The following is an 18,885-nucleotide window of genomic DNA, read 5'->3' on the forward strand; positions in this document are numbered from 1 at the left end:
ACGAATCAATTTGTGGTGTTCAGGCGACTGACGAGAGGGGCGGCGCGCGACTGCGGGCGTTGGGGAAGACGTTGCGCTGGGCGTGGCCGTGTTGCGGGGACTCGTTATAGAAGTCCGCGGGCTTAGACGGGACCGGCGCCAATACGGCCACGGTTTTGGTCAGCGCCGGGCAACTGAACAGCAGCGTGCAATAGCCGCACTTGGCCCAGATGACGTGATCGACGCCGGCGCTTTGCTCGGCCTTGACGTGACTACTGTGCTCGCCTGCGCCCATGTCGATGGACATGTCCATCGACGCCGACATGTCCATCTCGCCATGCATCGACATGGACGTCGGCGCGGGCATCGCCATGCCGCTGTGATGCTCCATCGGCATGGATTGCGAGATCAGCGGACCGATGAAGATCATCAGCATGGCGAACAGGCTCAGCCAGGCGCCCTGCGGATGACGAGGGGCGGTGGCGGATCTGGCGCGGGTCGCGGGCAGGCGGTTCAAGTGGAGTGGTGTCGGTATTTAGCGGATCAGTGGGCGTGGGCCGGAGCGGCAGCAACCGGTGGTTGTTTCAGTACCACGACGTCAACGGTCAGGTCGCCCGCTTTTTGAAAGTGCAGGGTCAGCGGGAAGGTCTGGCCGTCGATGAGTCGGGTGCGGTCTTTCAGATCCAGCAGCATGACGTGATAGGCCATGGGGGCGAATGTCACGGTGCCACCGGCAGGGATCTTCACCGTCTCGACGTGCTGCATCTTCATCAGGCCGTTTTGGCTCACGTGTTGATGCAACTGGGCGGCACCGGCGATGGGGCTGTCGACCGCTTCCAGTCTGTCAGCGTCAGGACCGTTGTTGGTGATCACAAAATAGGCCGCGACGGTGGGCGCGTTAGGCGGCAGCGCCATGGACCATGGCTGCGCGACGGTCAGTTGCCCCTTGGTGTAATCCTGGGCTTCAACGAAACCGGCTGGCAGCGCGAGGGCGATCAGCAGGAGGATTTTGTTCAGCATCTACGCAGGTCTCCGGTTCATTCAGGTACGCGACGGCACGATCGGGACATCAGACCTTGGGCGATGCGTGAGGATTACGGTCAGGCCAGTGCTGACGTGGTGCCGCGCGCAGCACCAGCACCGCGACAGGGAAACGCACCGGCTCGACCAGGGCGAACAGTCCGAAACCGATGCGGGTCGGCACTGCAACCAGTGGCGTGGCGTGTGTGCAGCAGGCGCAGTGCTGCATGAACGCGATGTCGGGGTAATAGGGTGATTGTCTGTCGATGACTTCAACGGGCGTCATGGCCAGTCGTGACGTGGCGCCAGTGCAGGCGCTTCCCCAAACCAGCCGCTCACCCTCGGGGCGCGGCATGGTCGGTGTCATCGGCATTGCCAGTACGCCGAACAGCAACGCGAAACAGGCCACCCAGGCAAAGGCCCGGCGCCGCTTCCGCGTGATGATTTGATCTTGTTGTTTTTTCATGTCGGCCATTTAGCCTGATCGGCCGCCAGATGTAAAAAGCCCGCCCGCGACGTTATGTCGCGCGGCGGGTTTGGTTCAGTCAGGGTTCAGCAGGGGTTCAGGCGGTGGAGGCGCGGAGTTTCAGGCCAAGGGCTTTGATGACTTTCATGATGGTGGCGAATTCGGGGTTGCCGTTTGTGCTCAGCGCTTTGTACAGGCTCTCTCTACCCAGCCCAGTATCACGTGCGATCTGAGACATGCCATAAGCCCGCGCGATGTTGCCCAGAGCTTTGCGTATGAGCACACCATCGCCATTGTCTTCTTCAAGGCACGCGTCCAGATAGCCTGCCATGTCTTCGGGTGTTTCCAGATATTCCGCTGCGTCGAACGGTTTGAATTCTTCTTTCATCATTGTTCCCTCGCCGTGAAGCGTTCCGCACAAAACACACGGGAAGGTATCCCGGAGGATACATTTCCGATGTCAGGCGAGTCAGACGGTGGAAGTCGGACCGATCCGCAAACCCGGACGATTTTCACGGCATCTTTGGCATGCGTCAGCCAACGTCCCGCAACGCATCCAGCACCTCACCCACACTCCAGAACGCCCGATCCACCTCCGGCAACACCGGCCGCTTCAACACCAACACCGGCATCCCGCGCTCCCGCGCCACTTCCAGCTTCGGCTCGGTCGCGGTGCTTCCGCTGTTCTTGCTGATGAGGACGTCGATGTTGCGAGTCTCGAACAGCTCGCGCTCGTCCTCCAGGCGGAAAGGCCCGCGGGCGCCGATCACTTCACAGCGTTCATTGCCGGGGTAGATGTCCAGTGCGCGCAGCGTCCAGAATTGATGGGCGGGAATCTCGTGCAGATGCTGCAAAGGCTCGCGGCCCAGGGTGAACAGGGGGCGTTGAAAGGGAGCGAGGGCGGCGATCAGTTCTGCCCAGTCCGCGATTTCGCGCCAGTCATCGTCTGGCCCCGGCTGCCACGCCGGTCGCCGTAACGCCCAGCACGGAACCCCCGCCAGCTTCGACGCCGTGACAGCGTTCTGGCTCATCTGCGCAGCGTAAGGGTGCGTCGCATCCAGGATCAGATCGATGCCAGTTTGCTGCACGAAGTTTGCCAAACCTTCAGCACCGCCGAACCCGCCTACACGGACTTCACAGCGCAAGTCGGTGGGCACGCGACCCACCCCCGCCAGGCTGTAAATATGTTGAGGCCCCAGCGTGCGGGCGATCGCGAGCGCGTCGGTCACGCCGCCGAGCAACAGCACGCGTTTGATGGCTGCCTTTTTCAAACGAAGCCCCCGGCATGCCCGACAATCCCGCCTTGCCGGTCGATGGCAAAAACCTCGACCTGAACCTGCGCCGGCACCACACTGCGGGCGAAATTCAGCGCGTGCTGACACACCGCATCACCCAGCGCGATGCCGAAGGCGGAGGCCATGGCCAGCGCTTGCTGACTGGTGTTGGCCTCGCGAATGTTCTGTTGCAGCTCGGCATCGGCGCCCACATCGGCAGCCCATCGCGCAAGCTGATGCAGATCGATGCTGGAGTGCCGGCTGTGAAGGTCCATGTGGCCGGCCGCCAGTTTGCTGATCTTGCCGAAGCCGCCGCAGACACTGAGCCGCTCCACCGGAGTTTTGCGCAGGTGCTTGAGGACGGCGCCAACAAAGTCGCCCATCTCAATCAGCGCGATGTCGGGGATCTGATACACCCGACGCATCGTGTCTTCGCTGGCGTTGCCGGTGCAGGCGGCGATGTGCTGATAACCGTTGGTGCGCGCAACGTCGATGCCTTGGTGGATCGACGCGATGTACGCCGCGCAGGAGAAGGGCCGAACGATGCCGCTGGTGCCCAGAATCGACAGCCCGCCGAGAATCCCCAATCGCGGGTTCATGGTTTTCAACGCCAGTTCGCTGCCGTTTTCGACGCAGACCGTCACTTCAAACCCGCCGCCATAGTCGACCTCATGGGCCAGTTGCGTGAGGTGTTCGGCCATCATCCTGCGCGGCACCGGATTAATCGCCGGCTCGCCGACTCCCAGCACCAGGCCCGGGCGGGTAACGGTGCCGACCCCTTCGCCCGCGACAAAACGCACGCCCGGCTCAGGGATCAGCCTGACCTGAGCAGACACCAGCGCGCCATGGGTCACGTCCGGATCGTCCCCGGCATCCTTGAGCGTGCCGGCCTCGGCGCCGCCCGCAATCAGGCGGCAGAATTCCAGGCGCATCTGCACGCACTTGCCTTTGGGCAGCGTGATTTCGATCGCATCGTTGGTTTCGCCGGCCAGCAACAGGCGCGCAGCAGCGAGGGACGTCGCCGTGGCGCAACTGCCGGTGGTCAAGCCGCTGCGCAATGGCGCGGGTTGTTCGGCGGTTTCGTCGCGCATCAGGGTTTGATCGCTTCGAGCAGGGTGATCGGCAGCACCTGACGCCAGGTGTCGAACTCGCCCAGCGGCTTGGCGTGGGCCAGATGAATGCGGGTCAGTTCGCCGCCGTATTGCTCGCGCCAGTTCACCAGCATCGCCTCGCTTTGCAGCGTGACGGCATTGGCCACCAGTCGACCGCCCGAGCGCAGGTTTTGCCAGCAGGCGCGCAGCACACCTTCGCGCGTCACGCCGCCGCCGATAAAGATGGCGTCCGGTTGCTCAAGGCCTTCAAGGGCATCAGGCGCACGGCCGCGAATCAGTTGAAGGCCGGGCACCCCCAGCGCATCGCGATTGAATTCGATCAAGTGTTGCCGGCCCTCATCAGCCTCGACAGCGATGGCGCGGCAGGTCGGGTGCGCGCGCATCCACTCGATGCCGATGGAACCGCAGCCTGCGCCCACGTCCCACAGCAATTCACCAGGAACGGGGGCGAGGCGGGCCAGGGTAATCGCGCGCACGTCTCGCTTGGTCAGCTGGCCGTCATGCCGAAACGCTTCGTCCGGCAGACCGCCCAGCGGCGAGAGGCGCAGTGCATCAGGCTGTGCGCGGCACTCGATGGCGACCAGATTCAGCGCCGCGATGTCGGTGGCGTTCCACTCACCCGCAGTGCCCTCGATCTGTCGCTCGGCGCTGCCGCCCAAGTGTTCGAGGACGATCATGGGACTCGGACCAAAACCGCGTTCCTTGAGCTGCGCCGCGATGGCCGCCGGGCTCGAACCGTCGTTGCTCAGCACCAGCAGGCGCAGGCCGTTTTGCAGGTGGGCATTCAGCGCGGCGACCGGGCGGGCGACCACCGACAGCGTCACCACATCCTGCAACGCCCAACCCAGGCGCGCCGCTGCCAGGGAATAAGACGACGGCGCGGGAATCACCCGCATCTCATCGAAGGGGACGAGTTTTGACAGGCTTGCGCCGACGCCGAACAACATGGGATCGCCGCTGGCCAGCACGCAGACCGGGGCGCCGTGTTGTTCCAGCACTGGGCTCAGGGAAAACGGGCTCGGCCACTGGCGCTGCTCCGCCTGTATGCACGGAGGCAACAAGGCAAGCTGCCGCGCGCCGCCGAACACCTGCCTCGCCTGCAACAGCGCGTGCCGAGCGTTTCGGCCCAGGCCTTTATAGCCGTCCTCACCGATTCCCACGACTGTCAGCCACGGCGACATGAATTGCCCTCAACCCGATTGCGTGCAACAGGCCCGCCTGCTCGGCCTGTAAAAGTGGCCGGCATGATACCGCGCCGACGGGCCCGGTTCGTACGGGTTTGTGAATCCGACAGAGCGTCTTTTCATGGCAACGGCCAAAGCAGGCATAATACGGCCCCTGTAACTTTTCGTTTCTCTACGCGTCCGCCCGTTCGCACCAGGTGATCCTTTGACCGAGCCGTTGTCTGCTCGCCCATCCGCTACGCCCATCCGCCCCTCGGCCTGCCCGGGGTTGCTGCGTATCGTCCCGGCGCTGGATGGCGGCATCTGCCGGATCAAACTGCCGGGCGGGGTGCTTTCAGCGGAACAGGCGATGGTCGTGGCAAGTGCCGCCGAGGGGTTCGCAGGTGGCGTGATCGAGGCGACCAATCGCGGCAATCTTCAGATTCGCGGCATCGGCGCCGACCACGACGGGCTGATTGCCAGCCTGCTCGATGCCGGTCTGGGGCCGAGCAATCCCGCCAGTGACGACGTGCGCAACCTGATGCTCAGCCCGACCGCAGGCATCGACCCGCAGCAGCTGCTCGACGTGCGTCCGCTGGCCGGGCAGATTCTGCATTCCCTTGAGCACCACCCGCGTTTCCATGAGCTGTCGCCCAAGTTCGCGCTGTCGCTGGACGGCGGCGAGGGGTTGGCGATGCTCGAGCATCCCCATGACCTCTGGCTGTCCCCGTTGCAGGTCGATGGCCAGACGTTGCTGGGATTTGGATTCGCGGGTTGCCCGGCCACCGATTCGCCGGTGGCCGCAGTGGCGCCGGACGCAGCGCACGCATTGGTGGTCGCGGTGCTGGAAACCTTTCTGAATCTCGCTCGCCCCGAACATGCCCGCATGCGTGATCTGTTGAAAGAAGTGCCCGTTGCGCGATTCATCGAACACGTCGCCGCGCGTTCGCCGCAGCGACTGGTGATTGATCATAAAGTAACCGATTGGCGGCGTGCGCCTACCCGGTCTTTCGCGCACATCGGCACGTATTCCCAAGCAACAGCCGGCATCATGGCCGTGGGCGCAGGCGTGCCGTTGGGGCGTCTGCGGCCGTCCATGTTGCGCGAAGCCGCCCGACTGGCGATCGCGTTCGGCGACGGTCAGTTGTGCATGACGCCATGGCAAAGCCTGATGCTGCGCAATGTCCCGGCAGGCCATTCGGTGACCGTGATGGAAGGCTTGAGCCAAGCGGGTTTGATCGTCGATGCCGCTCAGTCGCTGTCGAAAATCGTCGCCTGCACCGGCTCCGCTGCCTGCGCGAAAGGGCTGGCGGACACCAAGGCCGATGCCCTGCATCTGGCCGCACTGCTGCAAGAAAACGCCATCAGCCGCGCAGTGCATCTGTCCGGCTGCGCGCGTTCATGCGCCGCTGCGCACGTGATGCCGGTGACCTTGCTGGCAGCGTCGCCCGGTCGGTACGACCTTTATTTTCGTCATGCAGAAATGTCCGGATTCGGCGATCTGCATGCACGTGACCTCACTATTGAAGCAGTCGGCGCGTTGTTGACCGCCAACTCACGGAGCAACACCGATGATTGATTACATCCGCGACGGCCAGGAGATCTACCGTAACTCCTTCGCGATCATTCGTGCCGAAGCCCGGCTCGATTCCATCCCGGCCGACCTGGAAAAACTCGCCGTTCGGGTGATTCACGCTTGTGGCATGGTCGATGCGGTCGAGGGCCTGCGCTTCTCCCCCGGTGCGGGCACGGCCGGCCGCCGCGCGCTGGCGGCCGGTGCGCCGATTCTGTGTGACGCGCACATGGTCGCCGAGGGGGTCACACGCACGCGCCTGCCCGCCAACAATCAAGTGATCTGCACCCTGAAAAACGAACGCGTGCCCGAGATGGCCCGTGAGCTGGGCAACACCCGCTCGGCGGCGGCGCTGGAGCTGTGGCGGCCGCACCTGGAAGGGGCGGTCGTGGTGATCGGCAACGCGCCGACTGCGCTGTTTTATCTGCTGGAAATGCTTGATGCCGGAGCGCCCAAGCCTGCGCTGATCCTGGGCTTCCCGGTAGGTTTCGTCGGCGCCGCTGAATCCAAGGACATGCTCGCCGCCGACAGTCGCGGCGTGCCCTACGTGATCATGCAGGGTCGTCGTGGTGGCAGCGCCATGGCGGCGGCGGCGGTCAACTCACTCGCCACGGAGATCGAATGATGGCACCACGCGGTCGTCTGATTGGCCTGGGCGTGGGGCCGGGTGATCCGGAACTCATTACCGTCAAGGCGCTGCGCCTGCTGCGCGAATCGCCCGTGGTCGCGTACTTCGTCGCCAAGGGCAAGAAGGGCAATGCGTTCGGCATCATCGAAGGTCATTTACAGCAGGCCCAGACGCTGATGCCGCTGGTGTACCCGGTGACCACCGAGGCGTTGCCCGTTCACATGTCTTACGAGCAAGTGATCAGCGATTTCTACGACCGCTGCAGCGCTGATCTGGCGGCGCATCTGGACGCTGGACGCGACGTGGCGGTGATCTGCGAAGGCGACCCGATGTTCTACGGGTCCTACATGTACCTGCACGATCGTCTGGCCGATCACTACGACGCCGAAGTCATCCCGGGCGTCTGTTCGATGCTCGGTGGCGCGTCGGTACTGGGTGCGCCGCTGGTTTACCGCAATCAGAGCCTGTCGGTATTGTCCGGCGTGTTGTCCGCCGAGGAACTCAAACGCAAGCTTGAGGACGCCGACGCTGCGGTGATCATGAAACTGGGGCGCAATCTGCCGAAAGTGCGCCAGGTGCTGGTTGAAACCGGGCTGGCCGAGCGCGCGCTGTACGTCGAGCGCGCGACCATGGCCAATCAGAAGATCGTGCCGCTGGCCGAGGTCGATCCGATGTCGTCGCCGTATTTCTCGCTGATCATTGTCCCCGGTGAACGGTGGCAGGGCTGATGAGCACAACCCCTCTCAACGCCCCGGCCATCGTCATTCTGGGCAAAGGCGCGCTGGCGACGGCGCGACGCATTCAGCAGCTGTACCCCCAAGCGCTGATTTATGGGCTGGCCGGACGTGTCGAAGACGTCGACCGCCGCTATTCGGAATTTGGCGCGACGCTGCGCCAGCTGTATCAGCAAGACACGCCGATCATCGCGCTGTGCGCGGCGGGTATCGTCATCCGCACGCTGGCGCCGGTGTTACTGGAGAAGGGCGTCGAGCCGCCGGTGCTGGCCGTCGCCGAAGATGGCAGCGCAGTGGTGCCGCTGCTTGGCGGACTGGGCGGTGTCAATGTCATGGCCCGGGAAATCGCCGCCTCGCTGAACACCGCCGCCGCCATCACCACCAGCGGCGAACTGCGCTTCGGCACCTGTCTGCTCAACCCGCCGGCGGGTTACGCGTTGGGCGATCTTGAGCTGGGCAAGCGCTTCGTCAGCGATTTGCTGTCGGGCGAAAGCGTGCGCGTCGAGGGCGCGGCGCCGTGGCTGGCTCAGGCACTGTTGCCTGAAGATGACCAGGCGCAGTTGGCTATTCACGTGGGTTACGCCGAGCGCGAGCCCAGCGACCACGAACTGTTGATCTACCCGCGCAACGTGCTGGTGGCGGTGAGCGGTGATCTGGCAGATCCCGCCGATACCGTGAAGGCCGCGCTGCATGATTCGCGCATCGCCGTGCAGGCGCTGGGCTGTTTACTGGCCAGCAAAGCCGAGATGGCCAATCCGGCGCTGCACGCGGCTGCCGACGCACTGGGCGTACCGTTGCGTTTTACCACCGCCGGTACGCCCGCCGACATGACCCGGCAGGTCCTGCCGCAATTGTTGCCACCGTTGACCCCGGCGGCGGGCATCGCCATTGCCGTCGCGCCGCAGCCGTTGGAGGTTGAACAGATCGGCTGTGCACGAGGACGACTGGCGGTTATCGGGCTTGGCCCGGGCGCCACTGACTTCATGATTCCCGCCGTGAAAGCCGAACTCGCCCGCGCCAATGACGTGCTCGGCTATGAGACTTACGTGCGCATGGCCGGACCGTTCCGCGCCGACCAGGTGCTGCACTGCACCGACAACCGCGAAGAAATGCTGCGCGCTCGGCATGCATTCGAGCTGGCCGCTGAAGGCCGTTCGGTGGTGGTGGTTTCATCGGGTGACCCCGGCGTGTTCGCCATGGCCGCGGCGGTGCTGGAAGCGCTGCACGAATCGGATAATCCCGACTGGCACCGGGTTGATCTGCACATCCTTCCGGGGGTGTCTGCCTCGCTGGCGACGGCGGCGCTGGCGGGTGCGCCGTTAGGTCACGACTTCTGCGTCATGTCCCTGTCGGACAACCTCAAGCCATGGGAGATCATCGAGAAGCGCCTGGATCTGGCCTGTCAGGCCGATCTGGCGCTGGCGTTCTACAACCCGATCTCGCGCTCTCGCCCTTGGCAGCTGGGGCGGGCGCTTGAAATCGTGCGCCAGCATCGCAGCCCTGAGACGCCGGTGACGCTGGGGCGTGATGTGGGTCGGCCGGCGCAGACGTTGCGGGTCATTACGCTTGGCGAGCTGAGGCCGGAGCACGTCGACATGCGCACGATGGTGTTGATCGGCTCGTCGCTCACCTGTGTATTCCCTCGCGCCAACGGCCAGCAGTGGGTCTACACGCCGCGCTGGTACGGTGCCAAGCCGACGTGAGCGACGGTTCGGTTTGCACTGTGGGATTGGTCCGATAACTCGCGCAGGCCTGACGGCAAGGCCATGACGAAACCGCTGCAGACGCCTGCGGAAATCCCGTTGGACCGGCTCCGGGTTACGTCGTCTGGTTCCGCGCTGACTGAGCCCCAACCTCGAGGGCATCCGTGTTCCTTGAGGTTCAGGGGCTTCATGTTTCCCTGAATTCAACGCCTTGCTGTAGGACATGCTGCGCACACACAGCGCGAGGGGCTCTTTGCCACTGCGTTGCGACCCCAGAAAATTCCGTTAACCTCGGTGTGTCCACGACGGACATTCCCACCAGTTAAAGGAGTAACGAAATGACACATGAAGCAAGCCTGACCGACTCTGAACGCCGCGCCTATATCGCCGGTTGCCAACTGGCCGACTGTTCTCACTCGCTGATTGACCACGTTTCAAAGATGGATGTGCCGGCCTTGGACAGTCCACCTCAGGGCGCTGTTGTCGGCAGCAATCTCCTCGCCTTTGCAGAAGGTGTTTCGCGACAGAACAAGCAAGACGTTATGGATTCCTTCCTGTTCGCGACGATGGTGGCTAACAAAGCGTTCAATCCAGAAACTCAGAGTCAGGAGTGGTACGGACGTTTTAACCGAGTGTTGTCAACCCAGGGCTGGTTTTCAACCAACTGGAATTACGCTCGTTATCGCTCCACCCACCAGCGTTTCAGCATGGAACAAGCGGGGCTTGAAATCCTGGGCTCCGCCATTGCTGCTGCGGCTCTGCCCGGACCCGCCAGTGCCGCAATGCTCAAAGTGGCTGGCGATGCCATCGCGGCACTTAGGGCTCAGGAAAAACCGCTGCGTTTGTTCGAACGTCAGACCAAGACCCATCGGGGTGCAAACTTCCGGGTCGGCGCATGTGCGGAGTCTGCTGAAGGAACCGTCACGATGGCGCTGGGCGCGGTCAACTTCTCCGCCAACTCGACCGTCACCGACGTGCTCTTCTGGACATGGAACAGCGCAGACGTTTCGACTTTCCGCGGCGAGGATATGCTGGTGTTCAACACCCGCGCCTACGCGCGGGTCCGCAACCAGGTTCAGGACCAATTGAGCAAGAGCGCTTCTTTGGCCATCTTGGAATTCGAGATCTGAACAAAAGGGAGGCGCCATGCGCCTCCTTTTCTCTGGAGATGTGCCATGCATCAGGGAATGATTGAAACCCGGATCAGCGCAGGGTGCTTATTGTTCATGCACCGTGACTGCACTGAAACCCAAAAGAGCGATATCGCTGACTGCGTGTTGTACACGCAACTGGCGGCCACAAAAAAACACGAACGGTTTGCCGCAACGCCTGCGTGGAACGAGACCTGGCTCGCGGCCTTCACGCGCTTTGGCGGGGTGCTGAAAGCCCATGAGGCGATCAGCTGCCCGGCGCTGGAGCTTGGTCCCGGCTGTGTGTGGGCATGGCTGAAAATCAGACTACCGCTCTTCATGCCCAGCGATATGGTATTCGAGGGTGAATCCGCCGCCTGGCGCGCTCTATCCAGCCATCCCGCTCAGCCAGCCTTCGACCTGCTGGCCGCGCAGGTGCTTGAACCGATGACGACGGCGATTCCGGGGAAGATCCGCATCGAGCAGAAAGTGGCGATGCAAATCGCTTTCTTGGATGAAAGCGCAGCGCTCTCGGTTGTCCTTGTCACTTTTACTCACCGCTTGCCGCTGAAAAATGACTTTCTTTTCGAGCCTCTGCTGCCCGGCGATATCATCGGCAATGTTGAGTTACGGTTCTACTCTCTTCGCCTGATGGATTTGGTCTACTCGCCGTTTCGGCAAAAGATCAGCCAGGCGCTGGAGGATCGTCGACCCCATCTGGTGTCTGCGCTGGAAGGAGCTGAAGCATGAGCGCCACAGGTGCGGTGGTCGGTAACGGTCTGGTGTCGCTGTCCACCGGTATCAATAAGCAGGACCGCGAGGATCTGTTTGACTGCTTGCTGCGAGCCGAGCGCGTGGCTGGTCAGGTCAGTCGGGATGAGCACTTCACCTACTGGGCGTACCGGTATGGCAAGGCACTGGAGCAACGAAGTTTCGTCAAGTTGAGTCCGATCATGCATGAACCCATGGTGATCCGGAGCGCGTCGGAGCTAGAGGAAATCAGCTTCCGTGTTATCGAATCGCGCGGGTCGGCTCGTTTGGCGCGACAGGCGCAGGCGTCGCTTCAGGCCATGCAGATTCACCACTACGCGGAGCACTTTTTTGAAAGCGTCAACGGGAACAGCGTCATCGCGGGTTTTCAGGTCATTCCATGCGCAGTGGATTCGGCAGGCGCTGTGATGGTGCTGCTGTGCGGCATCCAGATGACAGGTCACGTCGAGACGCGGGATTTCGATTTCTGGTCTGACTCACGCAGTGAGCTGATGTTGCGCATCACGGGAGGGGCCTATCGTTTTGATCGTCGAGATTATGCGAAGCATCGCGATGCCGTCGCCAGGGAGCTGGACGCCCATGGGTCGAGGGCCATTCAGACATTTGCGCTCTGAGCGCGCCTCAGGTCAGCAGGTAGCCCTTGATGCCCGTGAAGATGATCTGGGCCGCGAGTGCGCACACAAACAACCCCATGAGGCGGCTGACAATCTGTAGCCCCTGATCCCCCAGAATTCGCTCGATGCTGTTGGACAGATAAAGGATCACGCCCACCGTCAGGCTGGCCAGCGCGATGCTGACGATGGCAGTGAGTTTGTCATCCCAATGGGGCTGGCTGATCCCCATGACCAGCAGTGCGCCAATGGTGCCGGGACCGACGGTGATGGGGATGGTCAGCGGCACGATCGCAACGTCCTGCTGCACGTTGTCGGTCTGCACGCCGGATTTACCCTGGGCCATGGCCAGGGCTGAGATGAACAGCACGCTGCCGGCGCCAATTCTGAAGGCGTCGGCGGTGATGCCGAAGACCCCGAAAATCACCCGCCCGAACAGGTACAGCAAGACGCTGGACACCAGGGTCGCCAAGGCGATCTTCCAGGCCAGCTGCCGGCGTTCCTTGCGCGAATAACCGCGGCTCAGGGAAATGAAACAGGACAGGACGAAGAACGGGCTATAGAGCACCAGCATCTTCAGGTAAACGCTGAACAGCACGTGAAGCATGGTTTGAGCTCATGGCAGCAGACTGGGACGGCGCCAAGTCTATCAGCCCGTCACGGACACTTGGCGGTCAGTTTTGCTCGTAGCGGTCTTCGCCACGGGTGGCGCGCGTCGCCTCATCCCGGGCACGCTGTTCCACCCAGTATTCGACCAGCTCGCGTAACTGCGACAGCTCCACCGGTTTGGACATGTGGCCGTCCATCCCGGACTGGCGCGCGCGATCCTTGTGCTCCGCGAGGATGTGCGCGGTCAACGCCACCACAGGGGTGCGAATACGCTGGTTGCCGGTTTCCCAGGCGCGGAACTGCTGTGTGGCCGAGAACCCGTCAAGGATCGGCATTTCGCAATCCATCAGCACCAGGTCATAGCGCTGGGTCTTCATCGCCAGCAGCGCCTCTTCGCCATTGCTGGCGGTGTCCGGCTGCAGGTTGAGCTTGCCGAGCATGCCGCGAATGACCTTGGTGGAAATGCTGTTGTCTTCGGCGACCAGAATGCGGAAATCGCTGGGCACATCGATGTCGCTGATCAGCCCCGGCACCGCAGGGAAGGGCACGTTACCTTTGTTGCGCTGATTGAGCTCGTCCGCCAGCGTGGTCTTCAGCGTGTACCCGGCGACCGGTTTGGCGAGGATGCGTTTGACCCCGGCATTGCGCGCGATGACCTTGCTCGGCGCGTTGCTGATACCCGTGAGCATGATCAACAGAATGTCGTGGTTCAGGCTCGGGTCTTCCTTGATCTTGGCGGCCAGTTGCATGCCGGTCATGCCGGGCATGTTCTGATCGAGCAAGACGATATCGAAGTAGTCGCGCAGGTGAGCCTTGGTGCGCAGCAGCGCCAGTGCTTCCTTGCCCGATGGCACGGCGCTGACGTTCAGCCCCCACGCGCTGCACTGCTGGACCAGTACCTTGCGGCAGGTGTCGTTGTCATCGACGACCAGAACCCGCGCACCTTTGAGCGGGCTGTCCAGATCAGCGGGCGGCTGCTCCAGTCGTTCTGCATCAAGGGGCAGACTCAGCCACAGCGTGCTGCCCTGATTGGTGCCGCTCTGGATGCCGAACTCACCGTTCATCAACAGGATCAGCTGTCGGGCAATGACCAGCCCCAGATGACCGCCGACCTTGCTGGCAGCCAGGAAGTTCTTGCTATGCAGCTCGGCGTGCAGCAGTGCGTCGCGTTCCTTGGCCGTCAGCGGCGTGCCGCTGTCCTGCACCGCGATGCGCAGCCGTGGCTTGCCGCCGCGGGAGTCGAGGGCGACGACCAACAGGATCTCGCCCTCGTCGGTCTTTTTTAAGGCGTTCTCCAGCAGACTGAGCAGCGTCTGCCGCAGGCGTGTCGGGTCACCGCTGATGACGCGCGGCACCTGGGGCTGAATGAAGCTGATCAGCTCGACGCTTTGCTGCTCGGCCTTGGCGCGGAAGATACTCAGGCAGTCCTCGATCATCGCGTTGAGGTCGAACTGCACGTCATCCAGCTCGATCTGCCCTGACTCCAGTTTGGTGATGTCGAGGATTTCGTTGATCAGGGTGAGCAGTTCGTTGCCGGCGCTGTGAATGGTCTGCACGTAATCGCGCTGTTTGACCGACAGCGGCGTGCCCAGCAGCAACTCGGTCATCCCCAGCACGCCGTTCATGGGGGTGCGAATCTCGTGACTGATCTTCGCCAGAAACTCGGCCTTGGCGTTGATTTCTGCCGTGCTGGCGGCCAGTTCGCGGCTGATGCTGAAATTGTCTTCGGTGATGCTGCGATGACGCTCGCTGAGGGCGATGCTCATCAGCAGGCCGCACAGGCAGAACACCGCCAATACCCCGATGATCAGCGTCTGCGCGGGAAAGCTTGTCAGCCAGAGCATGGCCGGCAGCACCACGAGGTTGCCGAGATTGAACGCGATCATGGCGATCACAAACGGTCGGGCAGGGGAGTAACCCTTCTGCAGGTGGTAGATCGACACCAGGGTGATGCTGACCGTGGTCAATGCCACCAGCAGGAACGTCATGATGTTCAGTGGCAGCGTTTCAACGAACAGCACCAGCAGCGCGCCAAAGCCGACCACCAGCAGCACGCCCATCAGCAGCCGGTTGAGCATCTCGACCCCGCGCTGAATGAAGAAACAGTACGTGTACATCAGGCCTGTCGCGGCGGCGAGCAGCAGAGCCAGGTGAGCGCTCGGCGTCTGCGCCAGATGCCAGCGCGGCAGCCATGGCGCCTGAAGGTTGAGCAGCAGTAAGGCGCTCAGCCCCAGAAACGCCTCGCAGGCTGCCAGCCACAAGCTACTGACCGAGCGGGACTGGGCGAAGCGCGTGAGGTTCTGCACGATCAGCATGGCCAGCGAACCGAAGAACAGGCCGAGCAGCAGGGGGCGGCGCTCGTCTGCGGCACTGGTGACGGCGGACTGCAGAGTGATGTTCGGGCGCAGTTCCTGTTCGGATTTGAGGCGCAAATACAGGTCGAGGGGCTTGTCGCTCTGGGGCACCGGCAGCAGGAAGTCCAGTGACGGCAGGGGTTGGGCTCCGCGCGGCACCCGGTTACCGGAGCGCGAATGATCGATCAGGCTGTCGCCGTCGAGCACGTACATGTCGACCGTCGCCAGGTCGGGCGCGAAGATCCGCACCAGTTGCTCATGGGTGGTCGGGGGCAGGCGGTAGTGCAGCCACAATGCGGCGTCGCGGCTGGTCGCGCGCACTTGATCGAGTTCGACCGGGCTGAACTGGGATTCGTAGTGGGGGGAGCGGACGTCGCTGAGGTTCAGGTTCGCCTGGTCGTCGACAAGGGTTGACCAGCCTGCACTGACCTCGGCGGCGGCGGAGGATATACAGAGCAGGGTCAGCAATGTGACGGTCAAACGAGTGGCAATCCTGAGCCAGCGCACGGCGAAATCCCTTCGTGAATGAAGCCTGTTTAACTCTGGGGCACCGGATGAACGATCAGCGACTCCACGAGGAGTCGCTGATCGGGCCGAGGCTCACGCCAGATCTTCGCCGCGTTCCCGGGCAATGGCGCGGTAGCCAATGTCCTTGCGGTAGAAACAACCGTTCCAGTCAATCTTTGCCGCCAGTTCGTACGCTTGTTTCTGCGCATCGCCAACGGTGTCGCCCAGGGCCGTCGCACACAGCACGCGACCGCCGGAGGTCACGATACGGCCATCCTGCAACGCGGTGCCAGCGTGGAACACTTTGCCCGGCAACGCCGCCGCAGCGTCCAGCCCGTGAATCTCGTCGCCCTTGGCGTAATCGGCCGGGTAACCGCCTGCTGCCAATACGATTCCCAGACTCGGACGCGGATCCCACTGAGCATCCACTGTATCCAGCGTTTGCGCCAGAGCGGCTTCGACCAGCGATACCAGGCTCGACTGCAGACGCAGCATGACCGGCTGGGTTTCAGGATCACCAAAGCGGCAGTTGAACTCGATGACTTTCGGATTGCCCACCTTGTCGATCATCAGACCAGCATAGAGGAAACCGGTGTAAATGTTGCCCTCGGCAGCCATGCCCCTGACGGTCGGCCATATGACCTGATCCATCACGCGCTGGTGAACCTCGGCGGTGACCACAGGGGCCGGGGAATATGCGCCCATGCCACCTGTGTTCGGGCCGCTGTCGCCGTCGCCGACGCGTTTGTGGTCCTGGCTGGTGGCCATGGGCAGCACGTTCTTGCCGTCGACCATGACGATGAAGCTAGCTTCTTCGCCATCGAGGAATTCCTCGATCACCACGCGTGAACCTGCGTCGCCGAAGGCATTACCGGCCAGCATGTCACGCACGGCGTCTTCTGCTTCCGCAAGGGTCATCGCGACGATTACGCCTTTGCCCGCTGCCAGGCCGTCAGCCTTGATGACGATCGGTGCGCCTTTCTCTTGCAGGTACGCCAGTGCCGGTTCGATCTCGGTGAAGTTCTGGTAATCGGCGGAGGGAATAGCGTGGCGCGCCAGGAAATCCTTGGTGAAGGCCTTGGAGCCTTCCAGCTGCGCGGCGCCCTTGGTCGGGCCGAAGCAGTTCAGGCCACGGGCGCGGAACAGGTCGACAACACCGGCCACCAGCGGCACTTCCGGGCCGACGATGGTCAGCGCGACGTTCTTCTCGGCGAAGTCGGCGAGTTGCTCAAGCGCCAATACGTCGATGGCAACGTTTTCGCACTTGGCTTCAGTGGCAGTACCCGCATTGCCCGGTGCGACGAAGACTTTCTCGACACGAGCGTCCTGCGCGACCTTCCAGGCCAGAGCGTGTTCACGGCCACCGCTGCCGATGATCAAAACATTCATTTCCAAAACCTCAATAACGACAACGCGTAAAAATCCGAAGGCAAACAGTGTGGAACGCCGAACGCAGACTGTGGGACCGGCTTTAGCCGGGAAGAGGACAGTACATCCGACACATCTGTCGGGTCAGTCATGCCGCCTTCCCGGCTAAAGCCGGTCCTACAAAAGCCAACAGCGTAAACCGTATCAGTGACGGAAATGGCGCATGCCGGTGAATACCATCGCGATGCCTGCTTCGTCCGCTGCCGCAATCACCTCGGCGTCGCGCATCGAGCCGCCTGGCTGGATCACTGCGGTGATGCCAACCTTGGCCGCATTGTCGATGCCGTCGCGGAACGGGAAGAACGCATCGGAAGCCATGACAGCGCCCTGCACCTGCAAACCGGCGTGTTCGGCCTTGATCGCCGCGATGCGCGCGGAATTCACGCGGCTCATCTGGCCTGCGCCGACGCCGATGGTCTGGCGGTTCTTGGCGTAGACAATGGCGTTGGACTTCACGTACTTGGCGACTTTCCAGGCGAAGATCAGGTCGTGGACTTCCTGCTCGGTCGGCGCGCGCTGGGTGACCACTTTCAGGTCGTCGGCGCCGATCATGCCGATGTCGCGGCTCTGCACCAGCAGTCCACCGTTGACGCGCTTGTAATCCCAGGCCGGCGCGCGCTCGGCGTCCCACTGGCCGCTGGTCAACAGGCGCACGTTGGCTTTGCTGGCGATGATGGCCTGGGCTTCGGCGCTGACGCTCGGGGCGATGATCACTTCGACGAACTGACGCTCGACGATGGCCTTGGCCGTGTCGGCATCCAGTTCACGGTTGAAGGCGATGATGCCGCCGAACGCCGATTCGCTGTCGGTGGCATAGGCCAGTTCGTAGGCCTGACGAATCCCGCCTTCGGCATCCGGGCTGACTGCAACGCCGCACGGGTTGGCGTGCTTGACGATCACGCACGCGGGTTTGACGAAGCTCTTCACGCACTCAAGCGCCGCGTCGGTATCGGCGACGTTGTTGTAGGAAAGCTCTTTGCCTTGCAGCTGGGTCGCGGTGGCGATGCCCACTTCGGCGGGCTTGGCTTCAACGTAGAACGCCGCGCTCTGGTGCGGGTTCTCGCCGTAGCGCATTTCCTGCGCCTTGACGAACTGAGTGTTGAAGGTGCGCGGGAATTCGCTGCGGCCTTCGGTGCTCAGGGTTTCAGCGGACTGGTCAACGCTGCCCAGGTAGTTGGCGATCATGCCGTCGTAGGCCGCGGTGTGCTCGAAAGCCTTGAGCATCAGATCGAAGCGCTGCGCGTAAGTCAGGCCACCGGACTTGAGGCTTTCCAGCACGTTCGTGTAATCGCTGGCGTTGACGACGATGGCGACGTCTTTGTGGTTTTTAGCGGCGGAGCGAACCATGGTCGGGCCGCCGATATCGATGTTCTCGATGGCCGTAGGCAGGTCGCAGCCCGGCTTGGAAACCGTGGCTTCGAACGGATAGAGATTCACGGCGACCAGGTCGATCGGCTTGATGCCGTGTTCGCTCATGATGGCGTCGTCGATGCCGCGACGGCCGAGGATGCCGCCGTGGATTTTCGGGTGCAGCGTCTTGACCCGGCCGTCCATCATTTCAGCGAAGCCGGTGTAATCGGCGACTTCTACTGCGGCAACGCCGTTGTCCTTGAGCAGCTTGAACGTACCGCCAGTGGAGAGGATCTCGACACCGAGGGCTTCGAGTTCACGCGCGAATTCAAGGATGCCGGTCTTGTCGGATACGCTGATCAAGGCGCGGCGGATCGGCAGGCGGGTCGTCTGGTCGGTCATCTCAACTTCCATCAAAAGCAAAAGAATTTTGCAAAAAAAACGACCGCATTGAAGTGAGGTCGCTTGTTTTT

General features: G+C 62.6%; 18 protein-coding genes. 7 read left to right on the forward strand and 11 right to left on the reverse strand.

Annotated elements, in window-relative coordinates:
• Positions 1–19: 19 nt before the first annotated feature.
• From AC07VF_RS11430 to cbiE, 7 genes are all read right to left on the reverse strand, one after another.
• Complete coding sequence (locus AC07VF_RS11430) at positions 20–487, reverse strand: DUF2946 domain-containing protein (protein WP_495008610.1); 468 nt, start codon at positions 485–487, stop codon at positions 20–22.
• A gap of 35 nt (positions 488–522) precedes the next feature.
• A complete protein-coding gene (locus AC07VF_RS11435; RefSeq protein WP_346626812.1) occupies positions 523–999 on the reverse strand; it encodes a copper chaperone PCu(A)C in 477 nt (158 codons plus the stop codon).
• A gap of 49 nt (positions 1,000–1,048) precedes the next feature.
• Positions 1,049–1,465, reverse strand: coding sequence for a DUF2946 domain-containing protein (locus tag AC07VF_RS11440; protein WP_495008498.1), 417 nt, complete (start codon positions 1,463–1,465; stop codon positions 1,049–1,051).
• A 97-nt stretch (positions 1,466–1,562) separates the two neighbouring features.
• Positions 1,563–1,853 (reverse strand): addiction module antidote protein, encoded by a 291-nt coding sequence (locus AC07VF_RS11445; protein ID WP_346626810.1) that lies wholly within the window; start codon positions 1,851–1,853, stop codon positions 1,563–1,565.
• Between the two features lie 145 nt (positions 1,854–1,998).
• Positions 1,999–2,721, reverse strand: coding sequence for a cobalt-precorrin-6A reductase (locus tag AC07VF_RS11450; RefSeq protein ID WP_346626940.1), 723 nt, complete (start codon positions 2,719–2,721; stop codon positions 1,999–2,001).
• A gap of 11 nt (positions 2,722–2,732) precedes the next feature.
• Positions 2,733–3,830 (reverse strand): cobalt-precorrin-5B (C(1))-methyltransferase, encoded by a 1,098-nt coding sequence (locus AC07VF_RS11455; RefSeq protein ID WP_346626809.1) that lies wholly within the window; start codon positions 3,828–3,830, stop codon positions 2,733–2,735.
• Positions 3,830–5,032 (reverse strand): precorrin-6y C5,15-methyltransferase (decarboxylating) subunit CbiE, encoded by a 1,203-nt coding sequence (gene cbiE / locus AC07VF_RS11460; RefSeq protein ID WP_495008497.1) that lies wholly within the window; start codon positions 5,030–5,032, stop codon positions 3,830–3,832. Before cbiE ends, AC07VF_RS11455 begins: the two co-directional genes overlap by 1 nt.
• A gap of 208 nt (positions 5,033–5,240) precedes the next feature.
• Here cbiE and cobG point away from each other — a divergent pair, with 208 nt between their 5' ends.
• The 7 genes from cobG (at position 5,241) to AC07VF_RS11495 (ending at position 12,167) form a co-directional block, all read left to right on the forward strand.
• Positions 5,241–6,593, forward strand: a complete 1,353-nt coding sequence (gene cobG / locus AC07VF_RS11465) for a precorrin-3B synthase (protein WP_495008496.1) — start codon at positions 5,241–5,243, stop codon at positions 6,591–6,593.
• On the forward strand, positions 6,586–7,212 hold the full coding sequence (locus AC07VF_RS11470) for a precorrin-8X methylmutase (protein ID WP_108119017.1): 627 nt from the start codon (positions 6,586–6,588) through the stop codon (positions 7,210–7,212). Before cobG ends, AC07VF_RS11470 begins: the two co-directional genes overlap by 8 nt.
• On the forward strand, positions 7,209–7,943 hold the full coding sequence (locus AC07VF_RS11475; protein WP_244655966.1) for a precorrin-2 C(20)-methyltransferase: 735 nt from the start codon (positions 7,209–7,211) through the stop codon (positions 7,941–7,943). Before AC07VF_RS11470 ends, AC07VF_RS11475 begins: the two co-directional genes overlap by 4 nt.
• A complete protein-coding gene (cobJ, locus tag AC07VF_RS11480; RefSeq protein WP_495008495.1) occupies positions 7,943–9,652 on the forward strand; it encodes a precorrin-3B C(17)-methyltransferase in 1,710 nt (569 codons plus the stop codon). Before AC07VF_RS11475 ends, cobJ begins: the two co-directional genes overlap by 1 nt.
• Before the next feature lie 338 nt (positions 9,653–9,990).
• Positions 9,991–10,782, forward strand: coding sequence for a hypothetical protein (locus AC07VF_RS11485; protein WP_495008494.1), 792 nt, complete (start codon positions 9,991–9,993; stop codon positions 10,780–10,782).
• 45 nt (positions 10,783–10,827) lie between these two features.
• Entirely contained in the window at positions 10,828–11,532 is a 705-nt protein-coding gene (locus AC07VF_RS11490) for a hypothetical protein (RefSeq protein WP_495008493.1), read from the forward strand.
• Positions 11,529–12,167 (forward strand): hypothetical protein, encoded by a 639-nt coding sequence (locus tag AC07VF_RS11495; RefSeq protein ID WP_495008492.1) that lies wholly within the window; start codon positions 11,529–11,531, stop codon positions 12,165–12,167. Before AC07VF_RS11490 ends, AC07VF_RS11495 begins: the two co-directional genes overlap by 4 nt.
• A 7-nt stretch (positions 12,168–12,174) precedes the next feature.
• Here the strand turns inward: AC07VF_RS11495 and AC07VF_RS11500 are convergent, their stop codons facing one another.
• From AC07VF_RS11500 to purH, 4 genes are all read right to left on the reverse strand, one after another.
• On the reverse strand, positions 12,175–12,771 hold the full coding sequence (locus AC07VF_RS11500) for a MarC family protein (RefSeq protein WP_192173441.1): 597 nt from the start codon (positions 12,769–12,771) through the stop codon (positions 12,175–12,177).
• 67 nt (positions 12,772–12,838) lie between these two features.
• A complete protein-coding gene (locus AC07VF_RS11505) occupies positions 12,839–15,634 on the reverse strand; it encodes a hybrid sensor histidine kinase/response regulator (protein WP_346626804.1) in 2,796 nt (931 codons plus the stop codon).
• A gap of 93 nt (positions 15,635–15,727) precedes the next feature.
• Positions 15,728–17,023 carry a phosphoribosylamine--glycine ligase gene (gene purD, locus AC07VF_RS11510; protein ID WP_282370780.1) on the reverse strand — a complete coding sequence of 432 codons (1,296 nt, stop codon included), beginning with the start codon at positions 17,021–17,023 and terminating at the stop codon, positions 15,728–15,730.
• 183 nt (positions 17,024–17,206) lie between these two features.
• Positions 17,207–18,814, reverse strand: a complete 1,608-nt coding sequence (purH, locus tag AC07VF_RS11515) for a bifunctional phosphoribosylaminoimidazolecarboxamide formyltransferase/IMP cyclohydrolase (protein WP_346629294.1) — start codon at positions 18,812–18,814, stop codon at positions 17,207–17,209.
• Positions 18,815–18,885 lie beyond the last annotated feature (71 nt).

It is taken from the genome of Pseudomonas sp. GW821-FHT02H06 (assembly GCF_059421525.1).